12 protein-coding genes, 1 tRNA gene and 2 pseudogenes are annotated in these 17191 nt (G+C 75.5%); 6 read left to right on the forward strand and 9 right to left on the reverse strand.

The features are described from left to right. Genes BLQ97_RS19155 through BLQ97_RS19165 form a run of 3 tightly spaced genes read right to left on the reverse strand, consistent with a single transcriptional unit; the run spans position 1 to position 2487 of the window. Positions 1 to 978 carry an NADPH:quinone oxidoreductase family protein gene (locus BLQ97_RS19155; protein WP_245692471.1) on the reverse strand — a complete coding sequence of 326 codons (978 nt, stop codon included), beginning with the start codon at positions 976 to 978 and terminating at the stop codon, positions 1 to 3. Further along, the gene (locus tag BLQ97_RS19160; RefSeq protein WP_091367718.1) at positions 975 to 1781 is read right to left on the reverse strand and encodes an SDR family oxidoreductase; all 807 of its coding nucleotides are present in this window, start codon (positions 1779 to 1781) and stop codon (positions 975 to 977) included. The genes BLQ97_RS19155 and BLQ97_RS19160 overlap by 4 nt, the downstream gene beginning before the upstream one ends. Before the next feature lie 7 nt (positions 1782 to 1788). Beyond that, on the reverse strand, positions 1789 to 2487 hold the full coding sequence (locus tag BLQ97_RS19165; protein ID WP_091367720.1) for an aspartate/glutamate racemase family protein: 699 nt from the start codon (positions 2485 to 2487) through the stop codon (positions 1789 to 1791). An 81-nt stretch (positions 2488 to 2568) separates the two neighbouring features. Between BLQ97_RS19165 and BLQ97_RS19170 the strand changes: the two genes are divergently transcribed. Continuing rightward, complete coding sequence (locus BLQ97_RS19170; RefSeq protein WP_091367721.1) at positions 2569 to 3441, forward strand: LysR family transcriptional regulator; 873 nt, start codon at positions 2569 to 2571, stop codon at positions 3439 to 3441. A 3-nt stretch (positions 3442 to 3444) separates the two neighbouring features. Here the strand turns inward: BLQ97_RS19170 and BLQ97_RS19175 are convergent, their stop codons facing one another. Further along, positions 3445 to 4764: a M20/M25/M40 family metallo-hydrolase gene (locus BLQ97_RS19175; RefSeq protein ID WP_091367723.1), complete on the reverse strand. Its 1320-nt coding sequence runs from the start codon at positions 4762 to 4764 to the stop codon at positions 3445 to 3447. Between the two features lie 122 nt (positions 4765 to 4886). Here BLQ97_RS19175 and BLQ97_RS19180 point away from each other — a divergent pair, with 122 nt between their 5' ends. Both BLQ97_RS19180 and BLQ97_RS19185 read left to right on the forward strand, forming a co-directional pair. Beyond that, entirely contained in the window at positions 4887 to 5975 is a 1089-nt protein-coding gene (locus BLQ97_RS19180) for a GGDEF domain-containing protein (protein WP_091367725.1), read from the forward strand. 16 nt (positions 5976 to 5991) lie between these two features. Next, positions 5992 to 6076, forward strand: a tRNA-Leu gene (locus BLQ97_RS19185). A 202-nt stretch (positions 6077 to 6278) separates the two neighbouring features. Here the strand turns inward: BLQ97_RS19185 and BLQ97_RS19190 are convergent. Further along, positions 6279 to 8813 (reverse strand): excinuclease ABC subunit UvrA, encoded by a 2535-nt coding sequence (locus BLQ97_RS19190; RefSeq protein ID WP_217637276.1) that lies wholly within the window; start codon positions 8811 to 8813, stop codon positions 6279 to 6281. Positions 8814 to 9151: 338 nt separating this feature from the next. On the opposite strand from BLQ97_RS19190, the gene BLQ97_RS19195 reads away from it, so the two are divergent. Beyond that, on the forward strand, positions 9152 to 10183 hold the full coding sequence (locus BLQ97_RS19195) for a MerR family transcriptional regulator (protein ID WP_091367729.1): 1032 nt from the start codon (positions 9152 to 9154) through the stop codon (positions 10181 to 10183). Positions 10184 to 10249: 66 nt separating this feature from the next. On the opposite strand, the pseudogene BLQ97_RS23080 reads toward BLQ97_RS19195, so the two are convergent. Beyond that, a pseudogene (locus BLQ97_RS23080) lies at positions 10250 to 10501 on the reverse strand (IS5/IS1182 family transposase); the annotation flags it as partial. Positions 10502 to 11154: 653 nt separating this feature from the next. Here BLQ97_RS23080 and BLQ97_RS23460 point away from each other — a divergent pair. After that, positions 11155 to 11775: a TetR/AcrR family transcriptional regulator gene (locus BLQ97_RS23460; RefSeq protein WP_175471820.1), complete on the forward strand. Its 621-nt coding sequence runs from the start codon at positions 11155 to 11157 to the stop codon at positions 11773 to 11775. Between the two features lie 56 nt (positions 11776 to 11831). On the opposite strand, the pseudogene BLQ97_RS24470 reads toward BLQ97_RS23460, so the two are convergent. The 3 genes and pseudogenes from BLQ97_RS24470 to BLQ97_RS19210 all read right to left on the reverse strand — a co-directional run. Then, positions 11832 to 12176 (reverse strand): annotated as a pseudogene (locus BLQ97_RS24470) (hypothetical protein); the annotation flags it as partial. Positions 12177 to 12194: 18 nt separating this feature from the next. Continuing rightward, positions 12195 to 13142: a thioredoxin family protein gene (locus BLQ97_RS19205; RefSeq protein WP_091367733.1), complete on the reverse strand. Its 948-nt coding sequence runs from the start codon at positions 13140 to 13142 to the stop codon at positions 12195 to 12197. A 157-nt stretch (positions 13143 to 13299) separates the two neighbouring features. Beyond that, a complete protein-coding gene (locus BLQ97_RS19210) occupies positions 13300 to 13974 on the reverse strand; it encodes a VOC family protein (RefSeq protein ID WP_091367735.1) in 675 nt (224 codons plus the stop codon). A 313-nt stretch (positions 13975 to 14287) separates the two neighbouring features. On the opposite strand from BLQ97_RS19210, the gene BLQ97_RS19215 reads away from it, so the two are divergent. Next, on the forward strand, positions 14288 to 17068 hold the full coding sequence (locus BLQ97_RS19215; RefSeq protein WP_091367972.1) for an ATP-binding protein: 2781 nt from the start codon (positions 14288 to 14290) through the stop codon (positions 17066 to 17068). Positions 17069 to 17191: the final 123 nt, after the last annotated feature.

A 17191-nucleotide genomic window follows, 5' to 3' on the forward strand; every position in this document is an offset into this window, starting at 1 on the left:
TCAGGGCACGAGGACGACCTTGCCGACCGTGCCGCGGTCGGCCAGGGCGGCCAGCGCCCGCGGCGCCTGGTCCAGCGGCAGCACCTGCCCGACCAGCGGGTCGATCGCGCCCTCGCCGACCAGCCGGACCAGCTCGTCGTGCGTCCGCCCGATCACCGCCGGGTCCTTGCGCTTGTACAGCCCCCAGTGCAGGCCGACGACGCTGTAGTTCTTCACCAGCGCGTGGTTGGCCGGCGCGTCGGGGATGCGCCCGCTGGTGAAGCCGACGACGACCAGCCGGCCCTCGAAGGCCACGCACCGGCGCGAGCGGTCGAAGACGTCGCCGCCGACCGGGTCGTAGACGACGTCGGCGCCCTCGCCGCCGGTGAGCTCCTTGACCACGGGGACGAAGTCCTCGGCGGTGTAGTCGACGACGTGGTCGGCGCCGAGCTCCCGGCAGACCTCGACCTTGTGCGCGCCGCCCGCGGTGGCGATCACCCTCGCCCCGGCCGCCTTGCCGAGCTGGATGGCGGCCGACCCGACACCGCCGGCCCCGGCGTGCACCAGCAGCCACTCCCGCGGCTGCAGGTGCGCGCGGCGGTGCAGGCCGACGTGCCCGGTCTGGTAGGTGATCCACAGCGCCGCGGCCTGCTCGTCCGAGAGCGCGTCGGGCACCGGCCAGGCGTCGGCGGCGTCCATCAGCGCGTACTCGGCGAAGGCCCCGGGCCCGCCGGCCGGCGCGCCGACCACCCTCCGGCCGTCCTCGGTCTCCCCGCACAGCTCCATGCCCGGCGTGTAGGGCAGCGGCGGGCGCTCCTGGTAGCGCCCCTGCGCCATGAGCACGTCGGGGAAGTTCAGCGCCGCCGCGCGCACCCGCACCCGGAGCTGCCCCTCGCCCGGGGTGGGCGGCTCGACGTCCTCCAGCCGCATCACCTCGGCGGGGTCGCCGAGCTCGTGCACCCGCCAGGCCCGCATGCGCCCGCTCACCGCCCCGGTCACCGCATCGACGGGGGCCGCAGGGCCTCCGGGACGACGGCGGTCTCGCCGGTCGGCGTCTTCGCGCTCGGCACGCCCTTGAACCGGTAGGGCACCGTGCCGACGCCGGGCTGGATGACGTAGGCCGCGCCCGGCTCGCCGGACTCCCAGGCCATGACCATCGCGGCGGCGACCTCGGCGGCGGGGATCACCGGGAAGGACGCCGCCTCGAACTCGTGCCGGATGCGGTCGATGATCGCGGTGTCGGCGAACCCGGGGCAGATCGCGGTGATGGTGGTGCCCTCCCGCGCCAGCCGCGGCGCCATCGAGCGGACGAACGCGATCGCGCCGCCCTTGGCCACGCTGTAGCTGGGGTCGGTGGCCATCGGCGAGAGGCCGGCCAGTGACGCCGTCACCACGATCGCCCCGCCGCCGGCCCGCCGGATCGCCGGGCGGGCGGCCTGCACGCCGTAGACGACGCCGAACAGGTCGATCTCCACCACGCGCAGGAACTCGTCGAGGTCCAGGGCGTCGTCGCTCTTGGCCGCGGAGATGCCGGCGTTGAGGTAGGCGGCGTCGAGCCGGCCGTGCTCGGCCTCCACCTGCGCGACGACGGCCTCGTTGGCCGCCCGGTCGGCGACGTCGAGGGCGACGAAGTGCGCGCCCAGCTCCTGCGCCACCGACCGGTTGCGCTCGGTGTCGAGGTCGGCGGCGACCACGGTGACGCCGCGCTCGCGCAGCTGCTGCGACAGCGCCCGGCCGAAGCCACCGGTGCCCCCGGTGATCAGCGCGACGGATCCGGGACCGGGAGGTGTGGGAGGTGTCACCCGGGCATCACACCACGGCAGCCGGGACGGCCAGCGCGCGGTCGACGGCGGCGGTCACGTGCAGCCGGGCCGACGGCAGCAGGGGCACCGGGGAGTCGTCGGGGCCGAGCAGCAGCTCGAGCTCGGTGCAGCTGAGCGCCACGGCCAGCGCGCCGCGGGCGGCGAGCCGGGCGACCACCGCGCGCAGGTCGGCCCGCGTCGCGTCGGTGAGCACGCCGCGGCACAGCTCGCCGAAGATCGCGGTGTCGACGCGGTCCACGTCGTCGTCCGGCGGCACCAGCACGGTCAGCCCGCGGGCGGCGAGGCGGTCGCGGTAGAACGGCTCGCGGACCGTCCCGGCGGTCCCGAGCAGCCCGACCACCGGCCCGGGCGCGGCGGCGGCCACCGCGTCGGCGATGTGCAGGAAGGGCACCGACAGCGCGGCCTCCAGCGCCGGGGCCACCCTGTGCATGTAGTTCGTGCACAGCAGCACCAGGCCGGCGCCGGCCGACTCCAGCGCCCTCGCCTCCGCGGTGAGCAGGGCCGCGGCGTCGTCCCAGCGGTCCTCCAGCTGGCAGGCGCGCACGGGGCGGAAGTCGAGGCTGCGCACCAGCAGCGACGCGCTGGCCAGCCCGCCGAGGCGGTCGCGGACCAGCTCGTTGGCCACCCGGTAGTACAGCGCCGTCGACTCCCAGCTCATCCCGCCCAGCAGTCCGATCGTCTCCATGCCGCCAGGCTGGCCGCTGACGAGCTCCCTGACCAGACCGTCGGGACGACCACCGGACCCAAGCGCTGCTTGGATGTCGGCGTGGACTCCCGCCGGCTGCTGGTCTTCCGCGAGGTCGCGCACGCGGGTTCCCTGTCCGGTGCGGCCCGGGCCCTGGGCTGGACGCAGCCGGCGGTCAGCCAGCAGGTGAAGCGGCTCGAGGCCGAGGCCGGCACGCCGCTGGTCGTGCGCGAGGGGCGCGGCGTGGCGCTCACCGAGGCCGGCCGGCGGCTGCTGCGCCACGCGGAGGCGATCGCCGACCGGCTCGCGGCCGCCGAGCAGGACCTGGCCGCGCTCGCCGGCCTGGCCACCGGGAGGGTGCGCATCGCCGCCTTCCCGACCGCCGCCGCGGTGCTGGTGCCCCCGGCGCTGGCCGCGCTGCGCGACCGGGCGCCGGGAGTGGAGGTGCACTTCGCCGAGCTCGAGCCACCCGAGGCCGAGGCGGCGGTGCGCGACGGGGAGGCCGACCTGGCCGTCGTCTTCCGGCACGAGGACGACGCCGACGCCGTCCCCGGCGACCTGCTGCGCGAGCCGCTCACCCGCCACCCCGTGCAGGCCGTCGTCCCCGCGGGGTCGCCGACACCGGCGTCGCTGGCCGACCTGCGCGAGGAGCCGTGGATCGCCGGCTGCGCACGCTGCCGGCGGCACCTGCTGCGCTGCGCGCGGCGGGCCGGCTTCGTCCCCGACGTCCGGTTCGCCACCGACGACCACGTGGTCGTGCAGCGCCTGGTCGCGCGGGGGCTCGGCGTGGCGCTGCTGCCGAGCTGGGCGTTCGCGGTCGGCGCCCAGCCCGGCGTGGCCGCCGTCGACCTGCCCGACGTCGACGGGCGGGTGGTGGAGACCCTCGTCCGCCCCGACGCGCGACGGGTGCCCGCGGTGGCCGCGGCGCTCGAGGCGCTGCGGGCCGCCTGTTGAGGGCTAGACCGAGCGCAGGAACCGGTCGAGCACCCGGACGCCGAACTGCAGCGACTCCACCGGCACCCGCTCGTCGATGCCGTGGAAGAGGGAGGCGAAGTCCAGGTCGGCGGGCAGCCGCAGCGGCGAGAACCCGAAGCAGCGCATGCCCAGGCGCTGGAAGCTCTTGGCGTCGGTGCCGCCGCTCATGGTGAACGGCACCGGGCGGGCGCCGGCGTCCTCGGCCTTCAGCGCCTCGACCATCAGGTCGACGAGCGGGCCGTCGAACGTCGTCTCCACGGCCTGGTCGTGCACGATCCACTCGCGCTGGACGCCCTCGCCGACCAGCGAGGCGAGCTGGCGCTCGAACTCCTCCTCCTGGCCGTGCAGGAAGCGGCCGTCGACGGTGGCGCTCGCGGTGCCGGGGATGACGTTGGCCTTGTAGCCCGCCTGCAGCATCGTGGGGTTGGCGGTGTTGCGCAGCGCCGCGCCGATCATCCGGCTGATGGAGCCGAGGCGAGCGAGGGCCTCCTCGGGTGCGTCGGGGTCGATCTCGATGCCGTAGGCGTCCTCGACGGCGGCGAGGAACTGCCGCATCGGCGGGGTGAGCACGGTGGGCAGCCGGGAGGCGCCGATCCGGGCGACGGCCTGGCACAGCCGGGTGACGGCGTTGTCGTCGTGCACGAACGAGCCGTGCCCGGGCCGCCCGCCGGCGGTCAGCCGCATCCAGGCCAGGCCCTTCTCGGCGGTCTGGACGAGGTAGAGGCGCAGGTCGTCGCGGACGGTGATGCTGAAGCCGCCGACCTCGCTGATCGCCTCGGAGCAGTCGGCGAACAGGTCGGGGTGCTCGTCGACCAGCCAGCGGGCACCGAGCTTCCCGCCCGCCTCCTCGTCGGCGACGAAGGCGAGCACGACGTCGCGCGGCGGCTGCACGCCGGTGCGGGCCCAGTCGCGCACCAGCGCCAGGACCATCGCGTCCATGTCCTTCATGTCGACCGCGCCGCGGCCCCAGACGTAGCCGTCGCGCTCCTCGCCGGAGAACGGGTGCACGCTCCACTCGGCCGGGTCGGCGGGGACGACGTCGAGGTGACCGTGCACCAGCAGCGCGGGCCGGCTGCGGTCGGCGCCGGGGATGCGGGCGACGAGGCTGGCCCGCCCGCGCTCGGACTCGTGGATGACGCTGTCGATGCCGACCTCGTCGAGCTTGCCGGCCACCCACTCGGCGGCGGCCCGCTCACCGGCGCTGGTGGCGGTGTCGCCGGTGTTGGTGGTGTCGATCCGGATCAGCTCGCTGAGCAGTTCGGCGACCTCGGACTGGGCCCGGCTGGGCGCGGTGCTGTCCACCGGCCGAGCGTAGGGCGCCCGCCGACCGGCCGCCGCGAGCGGTCCTGTCCCCTGACCTGGTTATCCTCCGCCGCCGACGGCCGGTGCCCCGGTCCCCGATCCTGCGGAGGTGAGCCCCGCCGATGTCCCTGCGGGCACGCGACCCCCTCGCGGCCGCGCGCAGTGCCGTGCCGCTCCTCGTGGTGTGCGCGGTCGCCGTCGCCGCGTGGACGCTCGTCGAGGCGGGCGCGCTGAGCGCGGCGGGCACCGCCGTGTCCTGGGCGGTGGTCGGCCTGCTGGCCGCCGCGGCCGCCCTGTTCCGGCTCGTCCCGGCCGGCCGGCTCGACCGCGTGCGCGCCGGCGCCGTGGCGGCGGTGACCGGTGTCCTGCTCGTCTGCGGGCTGCGGCTGGTCACCGCCGACACCTCGGCCGCCGCCCACGCCTTCCTCACCTTCCCGGTGCTGTGGAGCGCCGTGCACCTCCGGCGCGGGGGCGTCGTCCTGGTGACCGGGGTGGCGCTGGCGGCCGACGCCGCGACGGCGCTGCTGCTGCTCCCGCTGGGTGCGGCGCTGACCGACCTGGTGTTCTCGGGCGGGGTGCTGGTCGTCGTCGCCGTGGTCCTGCACCGGGCGGCAGCGACGCAGGCCCGGCTGGTCGCGGCCCTACAGGAGCAGGCGGACGTGGACGCGCTGACCGGGCTGGTCAACCGCCGCGTCTTCGACCAGGCGCTGGCCGGCCAGCGGGCCCGGCGGACGTCGTCGGGCACCGCGCTGCTGCTCATCGACGTCGACACGTTCAAGCAGATCAACGACGCGCACGGCCACCCGGTGGGCGACGCGGTCCTCGTGCACCTGGCCGGCGTGCTCCGCGAGCAGGTGCGGGCCGACGACGCCGTCCTGTCCCGGCTCGGCGGCGACGAGCTCGCCGTCCTGCTGCCGGACTGCCCGGCCGACGTGGCCGCCGAGCGCGCCGGGCGGGTGCACGAGGCGGTGCGCGGGACGCCGCTGCGACTGGCCGACGGGACGGCGCTGCCCCTGTCGGTCAGCCTGGGTGTGGCGCACACCGCCGGCTCCGTGCTCGACGTCCGGGACCTGTACTCGGCCGCCGACCGGGCGCTGTACGCCGCCAAGCGGGCCGGCCGCGGGCGGGTGGCGGTGGCGCCGGCCGTTCCCCCGCGCCCGACCGTGCCGCGGCGGCGGGGGGTGCACGAAGCCGCGCCCTCGGTCGGGTAAGCTCTGCTCCGCACTCGTCCGGGTGGCGGAATGGCAGACGCGCTAGCTTGAGGTGCTAGTGCCCTTTATCGGGCGTGGGGGTTCAAGTCCCCCCTCGGACACCCAGGAGTGGGATCCATCCCACCTGCTCGGGCCGGAGTCCCGCTCCGCGCCCACGACCGGCACGGTCCCCGCCGATCCCCGATGGGCAACCCTCCCTTCCCCGCGGCTCCCGGCCGCCTCCGGCGCAGCGGTGCTGCGGCGCGTCCTGGGCGCGACTGCCGAGCAGGTGGCGGCTCGGACGGAGGCCGGCCGCAGGCTGTCTCACCGGACTGCCGAGCGGGCCGACGACGGAGCGAGCTCCGCCCTCGGCAGCCGGGGGGCGAGGAAGCGGGCGGTCTGGCTCGCCGGCGTGGTGGCCACCTGTTCCGGCGTGCCGGCGGCCACGATCCTGCCGCCCTGGTCACCCGCTCCGGGACCCAGGTCGATGACCCAGTCGGCGTCGGCGACGACGTCCATGTCGTGCTCCACCACCACCACGGTGTTGCCCGCGTCGACGAGCTGGTGCAGCTGGCGCACCAGCAGTTCCACGTCAGCGGGGTGCAGCCCGGTGGTCGGCTCGTCGAGGACGTACAGCGTGTGCCCCCGTCGGGCCCGTTGCAGCTCGCTGGCCAGCTTCACCCGCTGCGCCTCGCCGCCGGACAGCTCCGTCGCCGGTTGTCCGAGGCGGAGGTAGCCCAGACCGACCTCCTGCAGCACGCGCAGGCTCCTGGCCACCGGCGCGAGGTCGGCGAGGAAGTCCGTGGCCGCGTCGACGGTCAGGTCGAGCACCTCGGCGATGTTCTTGCCGCGGTGCGTGATCTCCAGCGTCTCGGGGTCGTAGCGCGCACCGTGGCAGGTCGGGCAGGGCGAGTACGTCCCGGGGAGGAAGAGCAGTTCCACGGTCACGAAGCCCTCGCCCTGACACGTCGGGCAGCGCCCCTCGGCCACGTTGAAGGAGAACCGCCCGGCGCCGTAGCCGCGCCTGCGGGCCTCCTCGGTGGCCGCGAAGAGCTTGCGCACCGCGTCGAAGAGCCCGGTGTAGGTGGCCAGGTTGGACCGGGGGGTCCGGCCGATGGCCTTCTGGTCGACGCGCACCAGACGGTCGACGGCCGCGGGCCCCTCGACCTGCACCGTCACCCCCACGGTGTCCTGGACGACGTCGTCCGGGTCGCCGGTCGGGTCGTCACCGGCGTCGCCCTCGCCGTCCGCGGCCGTCGCGGGTGAGCCGAGCTGCCGGGAGACGACGTCGGCCAGCACCTGGCTGACCAGCGTCGACTTGCCCGAGCCGGAGACGCCGGTGACCGCGGTGAGGACCCCGAGCGGGAACTCCGCCTCGACGTCGCGCAGGTTGTGCCGGTCGATGCTCCCCAGGTGCAGCTGCCCCGCGGGCTGCCGTCGCGGCCGACCGACCGGCGGCTCCCGGTCGAAGAGGAAGCGCCGGGTGACCGAGGCCTCCACGTGGGACAGGCCGGCGACGGGCCCGCTGTAGAGGACGCGGCCGCCCCGCTCACCTGCCATCGGGCCGACGTCGACGATCCAGTCGGCGCGGTGGGCCAGCGCCATGTCGTGCTCGATGACGAACAACGAGTTGCCGGCCGCGGTCAGCTGGTCGAGGACCCTCAACAGTGGTTCGGCGTCGGCCGGGTGCAGCCCCGCGGACGGCTCGTCCAGGACGTACACCACGCCGAACAGCCCCGACCGCAGCTGGGTCGCGATCCGCAGCCGCTGCAGCTCGCCCGGCGACAGGGTCGGGGTCGTCCGGTCCAGGCTGAGGTAACCGAGGCCCAACGTGGTGAGCACCTCGATCCGGCCGAGGAGGTCCGCCGTGATCCGCGCCGCGACGTCGGTCGCCTGCGGTGCCTGGCGGAGCGTCTCGACGAGCGCGGTCAGCGGCAGGGCCGCCAGCTCGGCGATGTTCCGGCCGCCGACGGTGACGGCCAGGGACTCGGGCCGCAGCCGGGTGCCCGAGCAGACCGGACAGGTCGAGGTCCGCACGAACCGCAGGACCCGCTGCCGCATGGTCGGGCTCTTGGTGTTGGCCAGGGTGTGCAGCACGTAGGCCCGCGCGCCGGTGTACCGGCCCTGGTAGTCGCGCTGGACCTGACCCACCCCGCGGACGGGGCGCACGGTGACCTCCGGCTGCTCGTCGGTGAACAGGATCCAGTCGCGCTCGGCCTGTGGCAGGTCCCGCCACGGCCGGTCGATGTCGTGGCCGAGCTCGACCAGGATGTCGCGCAGGTTCTTGCCGTGCCAGGCGCCCGGCCAGGCGGCGATCGCGCCGTCCCGGATGCTGAGCGATGCATCCGGGACCAGGCTGTCCTCGGTCACCAGGTGGACCCTGCCCAGACCGGAGCACTCGGGGCAGGCGCCGGCGGCGGTGTTGGGCGAGAAGGCGTCGGAGTCCAGCCGACCGGTCGACCCCGGCGGGTGGGTGCCGGTGCGCGAGAACAGCATCCGCAGCGAGTTGGACAGCGTCGTCACGGTGCCGACGGTGGACCGGCTGCTGGGGGTGCCCCGGCTCTGCTGCAGCGCCACCGCCGGCGGCAGCCCGGTGATCTCGTCGACGACGGGTGCGCCGACCTGGTGGATGAGCCGCCGGGCGTACGGGGCCACGGACTCGAAGTACCGGCGCTGCGCCTCCGCGTAGATCGTGCCGAAGGCCAGCGAGGACTTCCCGGATCCGGAGACGCCGGTGAAGACGACCAGGGCGTCCCTCGGCACGTGGACGTCGACGTTGCGCAGGTTGTGCTCGCGGGCGCCGCGCACCCGGACGAACGGGTCCGTCGGCGAGGACGCGCGGCCCGGTTCGTCGATCACGGCTCCAGCCTGACCTGCGCCCGGGCCGGAGGGGCACCCGGGGCACACCCGGTCCCGCCGGCGTTGCCCGGACCGTCGCTGCGGGCACCGAGCGGGACGTTCCCCGAGCCGGCGCTGCCGGCCGGGCAGCGCGGGGTCACCCGCCGGCTCCTCGCTCGCCCAGCGCGCGGGCGGCATCGGCGACGTCCTCCGCGGTGATCGTGGTGACGTCAGCACGGATCCGGGGGCGCCCGCGTCGCGGGAGACCGGGGCGAGGAGCGTCGCGCTGCTGACGCCGACCCGGTGCTGCACCTCCCGGGACACTCGCCCTCAGCGACGAAGCAGGGGACGATTCCGGGGTGGCGCGGCCGCCCGAGCAGTCCAGCGCGGACCCGCGGCTGAGCGTCGCCGTGGTGGCCCGGCGACTGGGCGTTGCGCCGACGACGCTGCGGTCCTGGGACCGCCGCTACGGCCTCGGCCCATCCGACCGCCGGCCCGGCCAACACCGCAGCTACACCAGTGAGGACGTCGCCCGGCTCGAGGCGGTCCGGCTGCTGCTGCTGGAGGGAGCCACCGTCGCCGAGGCGGTGCGTCTGACGCGAAGCGCCACGGACACCCCACACGGAGCGGAGGTCGGGGCCGACGCGCCCACCGCCGTCCTTCCCCGCCCCTCACCGCCGTCGTGGCCCGCGCGCCTCCGGCGGTTGCATGCCTCGACACGTCAGATGGACGCCGACCGCGTCGTCGCCGTGCTCGACCAGGCCGTCGACGCGCACGGCGTGACCGCGACCTGGGACCACCTGCTGCGGCCGGCACTCGCCGCGCTGGGCGAACAGTGGAGGAGCGACGAGCGGTGCATCGCCGAGGAACACCTGCTCAGCGAGTGCGCGACCCGGCTGTTCCACCAACTGGTGGGGGCACGCCCCGTCACCGCCCGGCGCCCGGTGCTGTTGCTCAGCGCATCGGCCGAAGGTCATGTCCTGCCCCTGCACGCACTCGCAGCGGCACTGGCCGAGCAGGGGGCGCCGAGTCGGCTGCTCGGCTCCACGCCCACGGCGGCCGCGCTGGCGGCGATCCGACGGATCCATCCGTCGGCGGTCGTCATCTGGGCCCAGGCGTCGGAGAACGCGACCATCGACGTCTTCACCCGATTGCCCCGGATCCGTGGAGGACTGCAGACCCTGGCGGCCGGCCCCGGGTGGAGCACCGTCCCCGTACCGCCGGGCGTCGCACGCGCGAACAGCTTGCAGACGTCCCTGGACCTGCTCGGAGACACCGCTCGAGGGCGACGCGCCCCCGCACGCCGCGGCGCGTCGCCGCTACGACCGGTGCCGCCGGCACCGCGACCGGGACGACCGGCACCACCCGGGGACGACCGGAGCCCGGAGTAGCCCGGCGGGCGGAGGTCTCCCGGAACGGCGGGTTGCCGAACAGGACACTCGCGTTGGCGAAGGACAGGCCTCGGCCCGCTCGTGGAGTCGGCGCCAGCAGGTCCAGCCCGAGCCGCAGCCGAGCTCGGTCAGGTGCTTGGTCCAGCCGTGCCGGTGCCGAGCACGAAGACGATGCTCTCGAGCAGGTCGCGGTCGGAGGTTCGCGGTCTACCGGTGCGGCCGCGAACGGCCGGCTTGCCCGGTGGATCAGCGGCTCGACCCGTGCTCACAGCTCGCCACTGATCAGCGCGGCGGCGGGGAAGACGCCGAGGAGCTCAGGGTCCGCACCCGCGCCGAGGCATGTCCGACCGGCAGGACCTGAGGACCCACTTCGGCAACGTCCTCCACGCACCGGATGACGGCTCGACGCCAGCCGTCGAGTCGTGTGCGGGTGTACCGAGTCGCTCCTCGGACCCCTCACCGCCCCTCAGGGGCCGTCCCTCACCGCAGCACCGACCCGCAGGGTGCGCTGACGGCTGCCGCCTGCGGCGGAGCCGGGGGTGCTCGCCGACGCGGGGTCGGACCAGACCGGTGCGACGGCGCTCCGCCGCACCTGTCCGGCACCACGGCCGGCAGGCTCCCCACTCCGCCGACCCCCTGCCGCCGGCTCCAGCCCTCCTGGGAACGACGGCTGCGACGAGCGGTCCGGGCGAGGGCCCGGGTGCGACCGAGCGCTCGGGGCCGTCTCGTCCGGCGTCCGCAGCTGCACTGTCCTGCCTGCGCCGGCCTGGTCGTTGCTGCACCATCCACGGGAAGATCCCGAGGGACGTGCCCACCTGACCGGACGGTCGGCCGGCACGCCGTGTGCGAGGAGGTCACGTGGGGCGGTGAGGGACGAGTCCGCACCGGCGAGCGAGGCCGGGGCCGAGGAGCCGGTGCCCGCGAGGACGGGTCCAGGTCGGTGGCAGCGCAGCCGGGCCCGTGTCGAGCGAGTGGCGCTCGAGCTGTTCGACCGACACGGTGTGGAAGCCGTGACGGTCGAGCAGATCTGCGCGGCGGCCGGCATCGGCCCTGCGACCTTCTACCGCCACTTCGGTACCAAGGACGGGGTGCTCTTCGCCTACCGGCCGCTCTTCCTGGAGGCCATCCGGACCGCCGTGTCCAGGGCGCCGGCGGGTACCGCCTCCGACCAGGTGGAGGCTGCCCTCCTCGACTTCGCCGAATACCTCGAGGCACACGCTGACGAACTCGCGATGCGGGACCGCATCGTCGCCGCGAACCCGGTCCTGCTGCCCCGCACGCTCCTCGTGCAGCGCGAGTGGGAGGCGGAGCTCACCCGCGCGCTGGCAGCAGCGCGCGGTGTGCCGGACACCGACCCCACCGTGTGGTGGAACGCAGCCCTGGGGCTGGTCGTCATCCGCGCTGCCTTCCGCCGCTGGCGGGGCGAGGCGGCAGCCACCCTCCGGGGGTGCGTGCGGGAGAGCCTCGCGGAGGCACGCGCGACGATCGCCACGCGTGCCGCCCCGGGCACGACTCCGGCCCACCCGGACCCGGCGACTCCTCCGGCGCTCGAGGACGAGAGGGCGCGGGAGGGACACGACGGCGACGGGTGACGGTCGTCCCCCGGCCGGTCCCGCACCGGTCGGCCGGGGACGGGCCGCTCAGGAACTCGCAGGACGACCTCCTCGCAGCCGGGGTGTCGGAGGACGACGGCCGGCGCGTCCCGGTACGGGTGGTGGGCACCGATCGGCGACGTCTGCCCGCAGGCCGGGTTCGCCCCACCGGAGATCGAGGAGACGCGCGGCTCGCCGGTCCCCCACCTCGTCGTCGAGGAGCTCCCGGTCGGTGTCCCGGCTGTCACCGAGTCCGTCGCCGTCGTCCTCGTCGAGGTGCTGCGGCCACTCCCTCGCCGAGCGAGCGCCCAGGCTCTCCCCGGTGACCTGCTCCCAGTGCGTCGTCCCCCGGTCACGGACGGCCCCACGGCCGGTCGACGTGCCGACCAGCCGCGTGCCACCCCGCACGGGTGGGGCGCTCAGCCGAAGGTGGAGGCGTAGGCGTCCGCGCCGGCCTCGAGGAACTGGACCTCCAGCGTGCGGTCGCGGATCGGCCCCTGCTGACGGATCAACTGGTAGAGGCGGCCCTCGCGCAGCACACCCGTTCCCTCCTCGCTGACGTCCAGGCCGTGTGCCGAGGCGGGGGCCTCGCCGTCGAGGACGACACGGAAGGGAACCGGTCGCCGGCCCCCCGGAGCGAGCACCAGGTGCACATCGCGGGCGTGGAAGCCGATGGCGATGCTCCCGCCGGCCTCACGCAGCCGCACGCTCTCGGCGCCGACGGACCAGTCGCCCCGGAGGCTCCACCGTCCGGGCCGGAGGCCGGGCGACGACGTGTGGCTGGTCGAGCCGTCGGTCGCGTACCCGCTCGGCGGTACGGGCGGCAGTCCGCGCCCGCTGCCGAGGTAGGTCTCGGGCGTCCGCAGGTTCGCCCAGTCGGCTGCCGCCTCGACGCCGGCCGCGACGACGTCGACGAGTTCCCGGTCGACCCCGAGCAGCCGCTGGACGAGGCGCTCGGACTCCTCGTAGCGTCCCTCGCCGGAGTACTGGTCACGGATGACGCCGTCGGCGTCGACGAAGTACAGCGCCGGCCAGTAGTGGTTGCCGAAGGCGTCCCAGATCCGGTGGTCGTCGTCGACGGCCACCGGGTGGTCGATCCCACGGACCTCGATCGCCTGTCGCACGCCGTCGAGGGAGCGTTCGAAGGAGAACTCCGGCGTGTGCACTCCCACGACCAGGAGCCCGTCGGCCCGGTAGGCCCGTGACCAGGCCCGGATCCAGGGCGCCGTGCGCAGCCAGTTGATGCAGGTGAGGGTCCAGAAGTCGACCAGGACGACGTGGCCGCGCAGCGCGGCAGCGCTCAGCGGGCCGCTGTTGAGCCAGCCGGACGCGCCGTCGAGCGGGGGCATGTGGACGCGGGTCAGCATGTCGGTCCTCCCGGGACGTCGCGCCGCTCCGACGGGCTGCAGGTGGACCCGGGACGCGCTACGCCGTCCCGGGCCGATGCGGATGGCCGTCGACGTGACGGCCCGTGCGGCCCGCCCCGGCTGCGCCTGGCCGCCGCCACGACCCCGCGGATGCACCTCAGCTGGGTGGCTGCTCTCCGGTCTGCTCGCGCCGCATGAACTCGGCGTACCACTGCGGCCAGTCGGGGTCGGCCTGACCAGTGCGGGCCTCGTGCTCGCCGTGCGCGGCAGCTGCCCGCCGCAGGGCCTGGGACAGGTCGTCCGCCGACGCGTAGGTCGTCTCCCCCTCGACGCGCCCGGGGAACCGGGTGGTGACCTCCTGCAGGACCCAGCCGTTGCCGTCGGGGTCGGTGAAGTCCAGGAACGACCCGTAGGTGCCGCGGTCGGGGTGGGGGCCGGGCACTGGTGGGTCGTTGCCGGGGAACCGGCACGCGTAGCCCTCCTGGCAGTGGTAGACGCCGCTGTTCGGCACCCCTCGGGCCACGAGGTCGGCGTGGGCGGCCTCGATGTCGCCGACGACCAGGTGCAGGCCCTGCGCGGAGCCGGGCGCCGCCGAGGTGACGTTCGTGCCGAACTGGATGGAGCACGCCGATCCCGGAGGCGTGAACTGGATGCCCCGGAAGTGGTCGCCGCCCCGGAAGTCGCCGTCCAGCCGCCACCCCAGCCCCTGGTAGAAGGCCATCGCCCGGTCGACGTCGGACACGGGGATGACGATCACCTCCAGCTTCATGTCGACCGTCGCGACACCCGCCGCTGCTGCGCTCTCGTCGCGCCGGACCTCGGTGGTGCTCATCCCGCCCTCCTCGCTGTCTCGGACGGGCTCGACGCTGCCTCCGGGAGCGCTGCCTCACACCAGGGGGACACCCTGGGCGGCTCCCTGGTGCTGCGCGTCCGCTCGCCCCCCGGCCCTCCCGCCGCGCGCGAGCGGGTGCACGACCGGCCGGCGGGGCCACTGGGTGCTCGGTCACTCGCCCTGCGCACCGGCTCGCCCGTGCCGGTCCGGAGGAGTGCCACACCGCAGTGAGAGTCACTATCATCTGCTCCCGCCGCCCTCACCGGTGGCCGGGTACCGCAGCGCGCTGACCGACGAGACGGGCGGTGTCGGCATGGCTCTCCCCAGCTCCCTGCCCGGTCTGCTCGGGCGGCGTGGCGAGTCCGACCGGTTGAGCAGCCTCGTGGCGGCGGCGAAGGCGGGACGCAGCCAGGTCCTGGTCCTGCGCGGCGAACCGGGGATCGGCAAGACCGCCCTGCTCGACGTCGTCCTGGACCGCGCGGTGGGCTGCCAGGTGGCGCGCGCATCCGGGGTCGAGTCGGAGATGGAGCTCGCCTTCGCCAGCCTGCACCAGATGTGCAGCCCCTTCCTCGACCGGCTGGACGACCTGCCGCCCCCGCAGCGGGATGCGCTGGGCACCGCGTTCGGGCTCCGGTCGGGCAACGCGCCGGACCGCTTCCTCATCGGCCTGGCCGTCCTCACCCTCGTCGCGACGGTGGCGGACGACGGGCCGTTGGTCTGCGTCGTCGACGACGCGCAGTGGCTGGACCAGGCCTCGGCGCAGGTCCTGGAGTTCGTGGCCCGCCGGCTGGGTGCCGAGAGGGTGGCTCTCGTGGTCGCCGTGCGAGAACCCGAGGGGGCTCTCCGGTTCACCGGACTCCCGGAACTGCGGGTGGGCGGACTGGGGCCGCACGACGCCGCGGCGCTCCTGCAGTCGGCCCTGACGGGCCCCCTCGACCCGAGGGTCCGGGAACGGATCCTCGCCGAGAGCCACGGCAACCCCCTCGCCCTGCTGGAGCTGCCTCGGGGGCGGTCGACAGCGGACCTCGCCTTCTGCAGCGACCCCGGGGCCACGACCCCGCCCCTGCCCCTGCGCCTCGAGCGCACCTTCCTGCAGCAGGTGGAGCCGCTCCCCCGTCCGGCGAAGCGGCTGCTGCTCACGGCCGCGGCCGATCCGGTCGGTGACGTCCTCCTTCTCTGGCGCGCCGCCGACCTGCTCGGCATCGAGGCCGAGGCGGCGACGGCGTGCGAGGCCGCGGGGTTGATCGAGCTGCGGGACCGGATCCGCTTCCGGCACCCGCTGGTGCGTTCGGCCGTCTACCGGTCGGCCACCCCGTCGGATCGCCGCAGGGTGCACGCAGCGCTCGCCGAGGTGACCGACCCCTCCCTCGACCCCGACCGGAGAGCCTGGCACCGGGCCTGTGCGGCGGTGGGACCGGACGAGGTCGTGGCCGCAGAGCTGGAGCGCTCCGCTGACCGTGCGCTCGCCCACGGTGGTCTGGCGGCAGCGGCCGCCTTCCTGGAACGGGCGACGGCGCTGACGCCCGATCCCGGGCGACGGGCCCAGCGCGCCCTGGAGGCCGCTCAGGCCGAGGTGACCGCCGGCCGGTTCGCCGCGGCGGCGAGCCTCCTGACCGCAGCCGCCCTGGGTCCGCTGGGCGAGGCGGACCGGGCGCGGCTGGAGCTGCTGCAGGCGCAGATGTCCTTCGCCGCCCACCACGGCAACGGCGCCCTGCCGCTGCTGCTGGGGGCGGCGCGGCGCCTGGAGCGGCTCGACCCGCGACTGGCCCGCACCACCTACCTCGACGCGCTGGCGGCGGCGCTCTTCGCCGGACGGTTCGCAGGGGGCCCGGGTGCGCGCCAGGTGGCCGAGGCCGCCAGCAGCGCCCCGCCCGCCGAGGTCGTCGGCAAGGGAGACGTCCTGCTCGACGGCCTCGCCGTCCGGTTCACCGACGGGTACGCGGCATCGGCGCCCCTCTGCCGTCGCGCGGTCCGGATGTTCGTGGACGACGAGCTCACCCTGGACGAGGCCCTGCGCTCGGCCTGGCTGGCGGCCTCCACGGCGGTGTCCCTGTGGGACGACACCGGATGGGACGTCCTCACCCGCCGACACCTGCAGACCACCCGGCAGGCCGGAGCCCTCAGCGCCCTGCCCCTCGCGCTCACCAGCCGCGTCTTCGTGCACCTGTTCACCGGCGAGCTCACCGCGGCCGCCGCTCTGGTGCAGGAGTTCCAGTCCCTCGCGGAGGTGACCGGCGGGGTGGGCTCGCTGGCCCCGTACGGCCAGGCGTGCCTCGCGGCAGTACGCGGGTCCGCCGAGATCGCCGAGCCGGTGATCGCCAGCTGCCTCGAGGACGTCGTCGGCCGCGGGGAGGGGGTCGGCGTCAACGTGGTGCAGTGGGCCCGCGCCGTGCTGTGCAACGGCCACGGGCGCTACGAGGAGGCCCTGCAGGCCGCCCGGGACGCAGCAGCCGACCCGCTGGAACCCGGTCCTCCGCAGTGGGCGCTGGCCGAGGTGGTCGAGGCGGGCGCCCGCACCGGGGACACCCGGGCGGCGGGCGCGGCCGCCGAGCAGATCTCGGCGATGGCCCGCTCCACCGGCACCGACTGGGTGCTGGGCGTCGAGGCGGCGAGCCGCGCCCTGCTCGGCGACCGGCGCACCGCCGAGGACCTCTACCGCGAGGCCGTCGACCGGCTGGACCGGACGTCGGTGCAGGTCACGCTCGCCCGCACCCGCCTGCTCTACGGCGAGTGGCTGCGCAGGGAGGGGCGCCGCGTGGATGCCCGCGCCGAGCTGAGGGCGGCGCACGAGGCGCTGAGCGCCATGGGGCTCCACGCGTTCGCGGAACGCGCGCGGCACGAGCTCCTCGCCACCGGGGAGACGGTCCGCAAGCGCACCCCCGACACCCCGACCGAGCTCACGCCCCAGGAGGCGCACATCGCCCGGCTCGTGGCGCAGGGCCTGACCAACCCCGAGATCGGCGCCGCGCTGTTCATCAGTGCCCGGACCGTCGAGTGGCACCTGCGCAAGATCTTCGGCAAGGTCGGCGTGGCCACGCGCCGGGAGCTGCGCCGGTCCGTGCTCGAGGTCGACCGGGCGTCCGCGAGCGCCTGAGCCGCGCACCGGCCCGCGGCGCGGCCGACCGCCCCGACCGCGTGCGGTCCACCCGCGGCCGCGGGGGCCGACCGCACCCGGGCAGGCCCGTCCCCTCGGCCGGCCAGGGTCTTCCCCTGGGGC

The organism is Geodermatophilus telluris, assembly GCF_900102745.1.
GTDB classification, from domain to species: domain Bacteria; phylum Actinomycetota; class Actinomycetes; order Mycobacteriales; family Geodermatophilaceae; genus Geodermatophilus; species Geodermatophilus telluris.

What these genes read in the sequence shown, in the direction of transcription:
- BLQ97_RS19165 (WP_091367720.1), bottom strand. Translation starts at nt 2,487, where the DNA reads ATGGAGACGATCGGACTGCTGGGCGGGATGAGCTGGGAGTCGACGGCG.
- BLQ97_RS19180 (WP_091367725.1), top strand. Translation starts at nt 4,887, where the DNA reads ATGTCCCTGCGGGCACGCGACCCCCTCGCGGCCGCGCGCAGTGCCGTG.
- BLQ97_RS19205 (WP_091367733.1), bottom strand. Translation starts at nt 13,142, where the DNA reads ATGCTGACCCGCGTCCACATGCCCCCGCTCGACGGCGCGTCCGGCTGG.
- BLQ97_RS19210 (WP_091367735.1), bottom strand. Translation starts at nt 13,974, where the DNA reads ATGAGCACCACCGAGGTCCGGCGCGACGAGAGCGCAGCAGCGGCGGGT.
- BLQ97_RS19215 (WP_091367972.1), top strand. Translation starts at nt 14,288, where the DNA reads ATGGCTCTCCCCAGCTCCCTGCCCGGTCTGCTCGGGCGGCGTGGCGAG.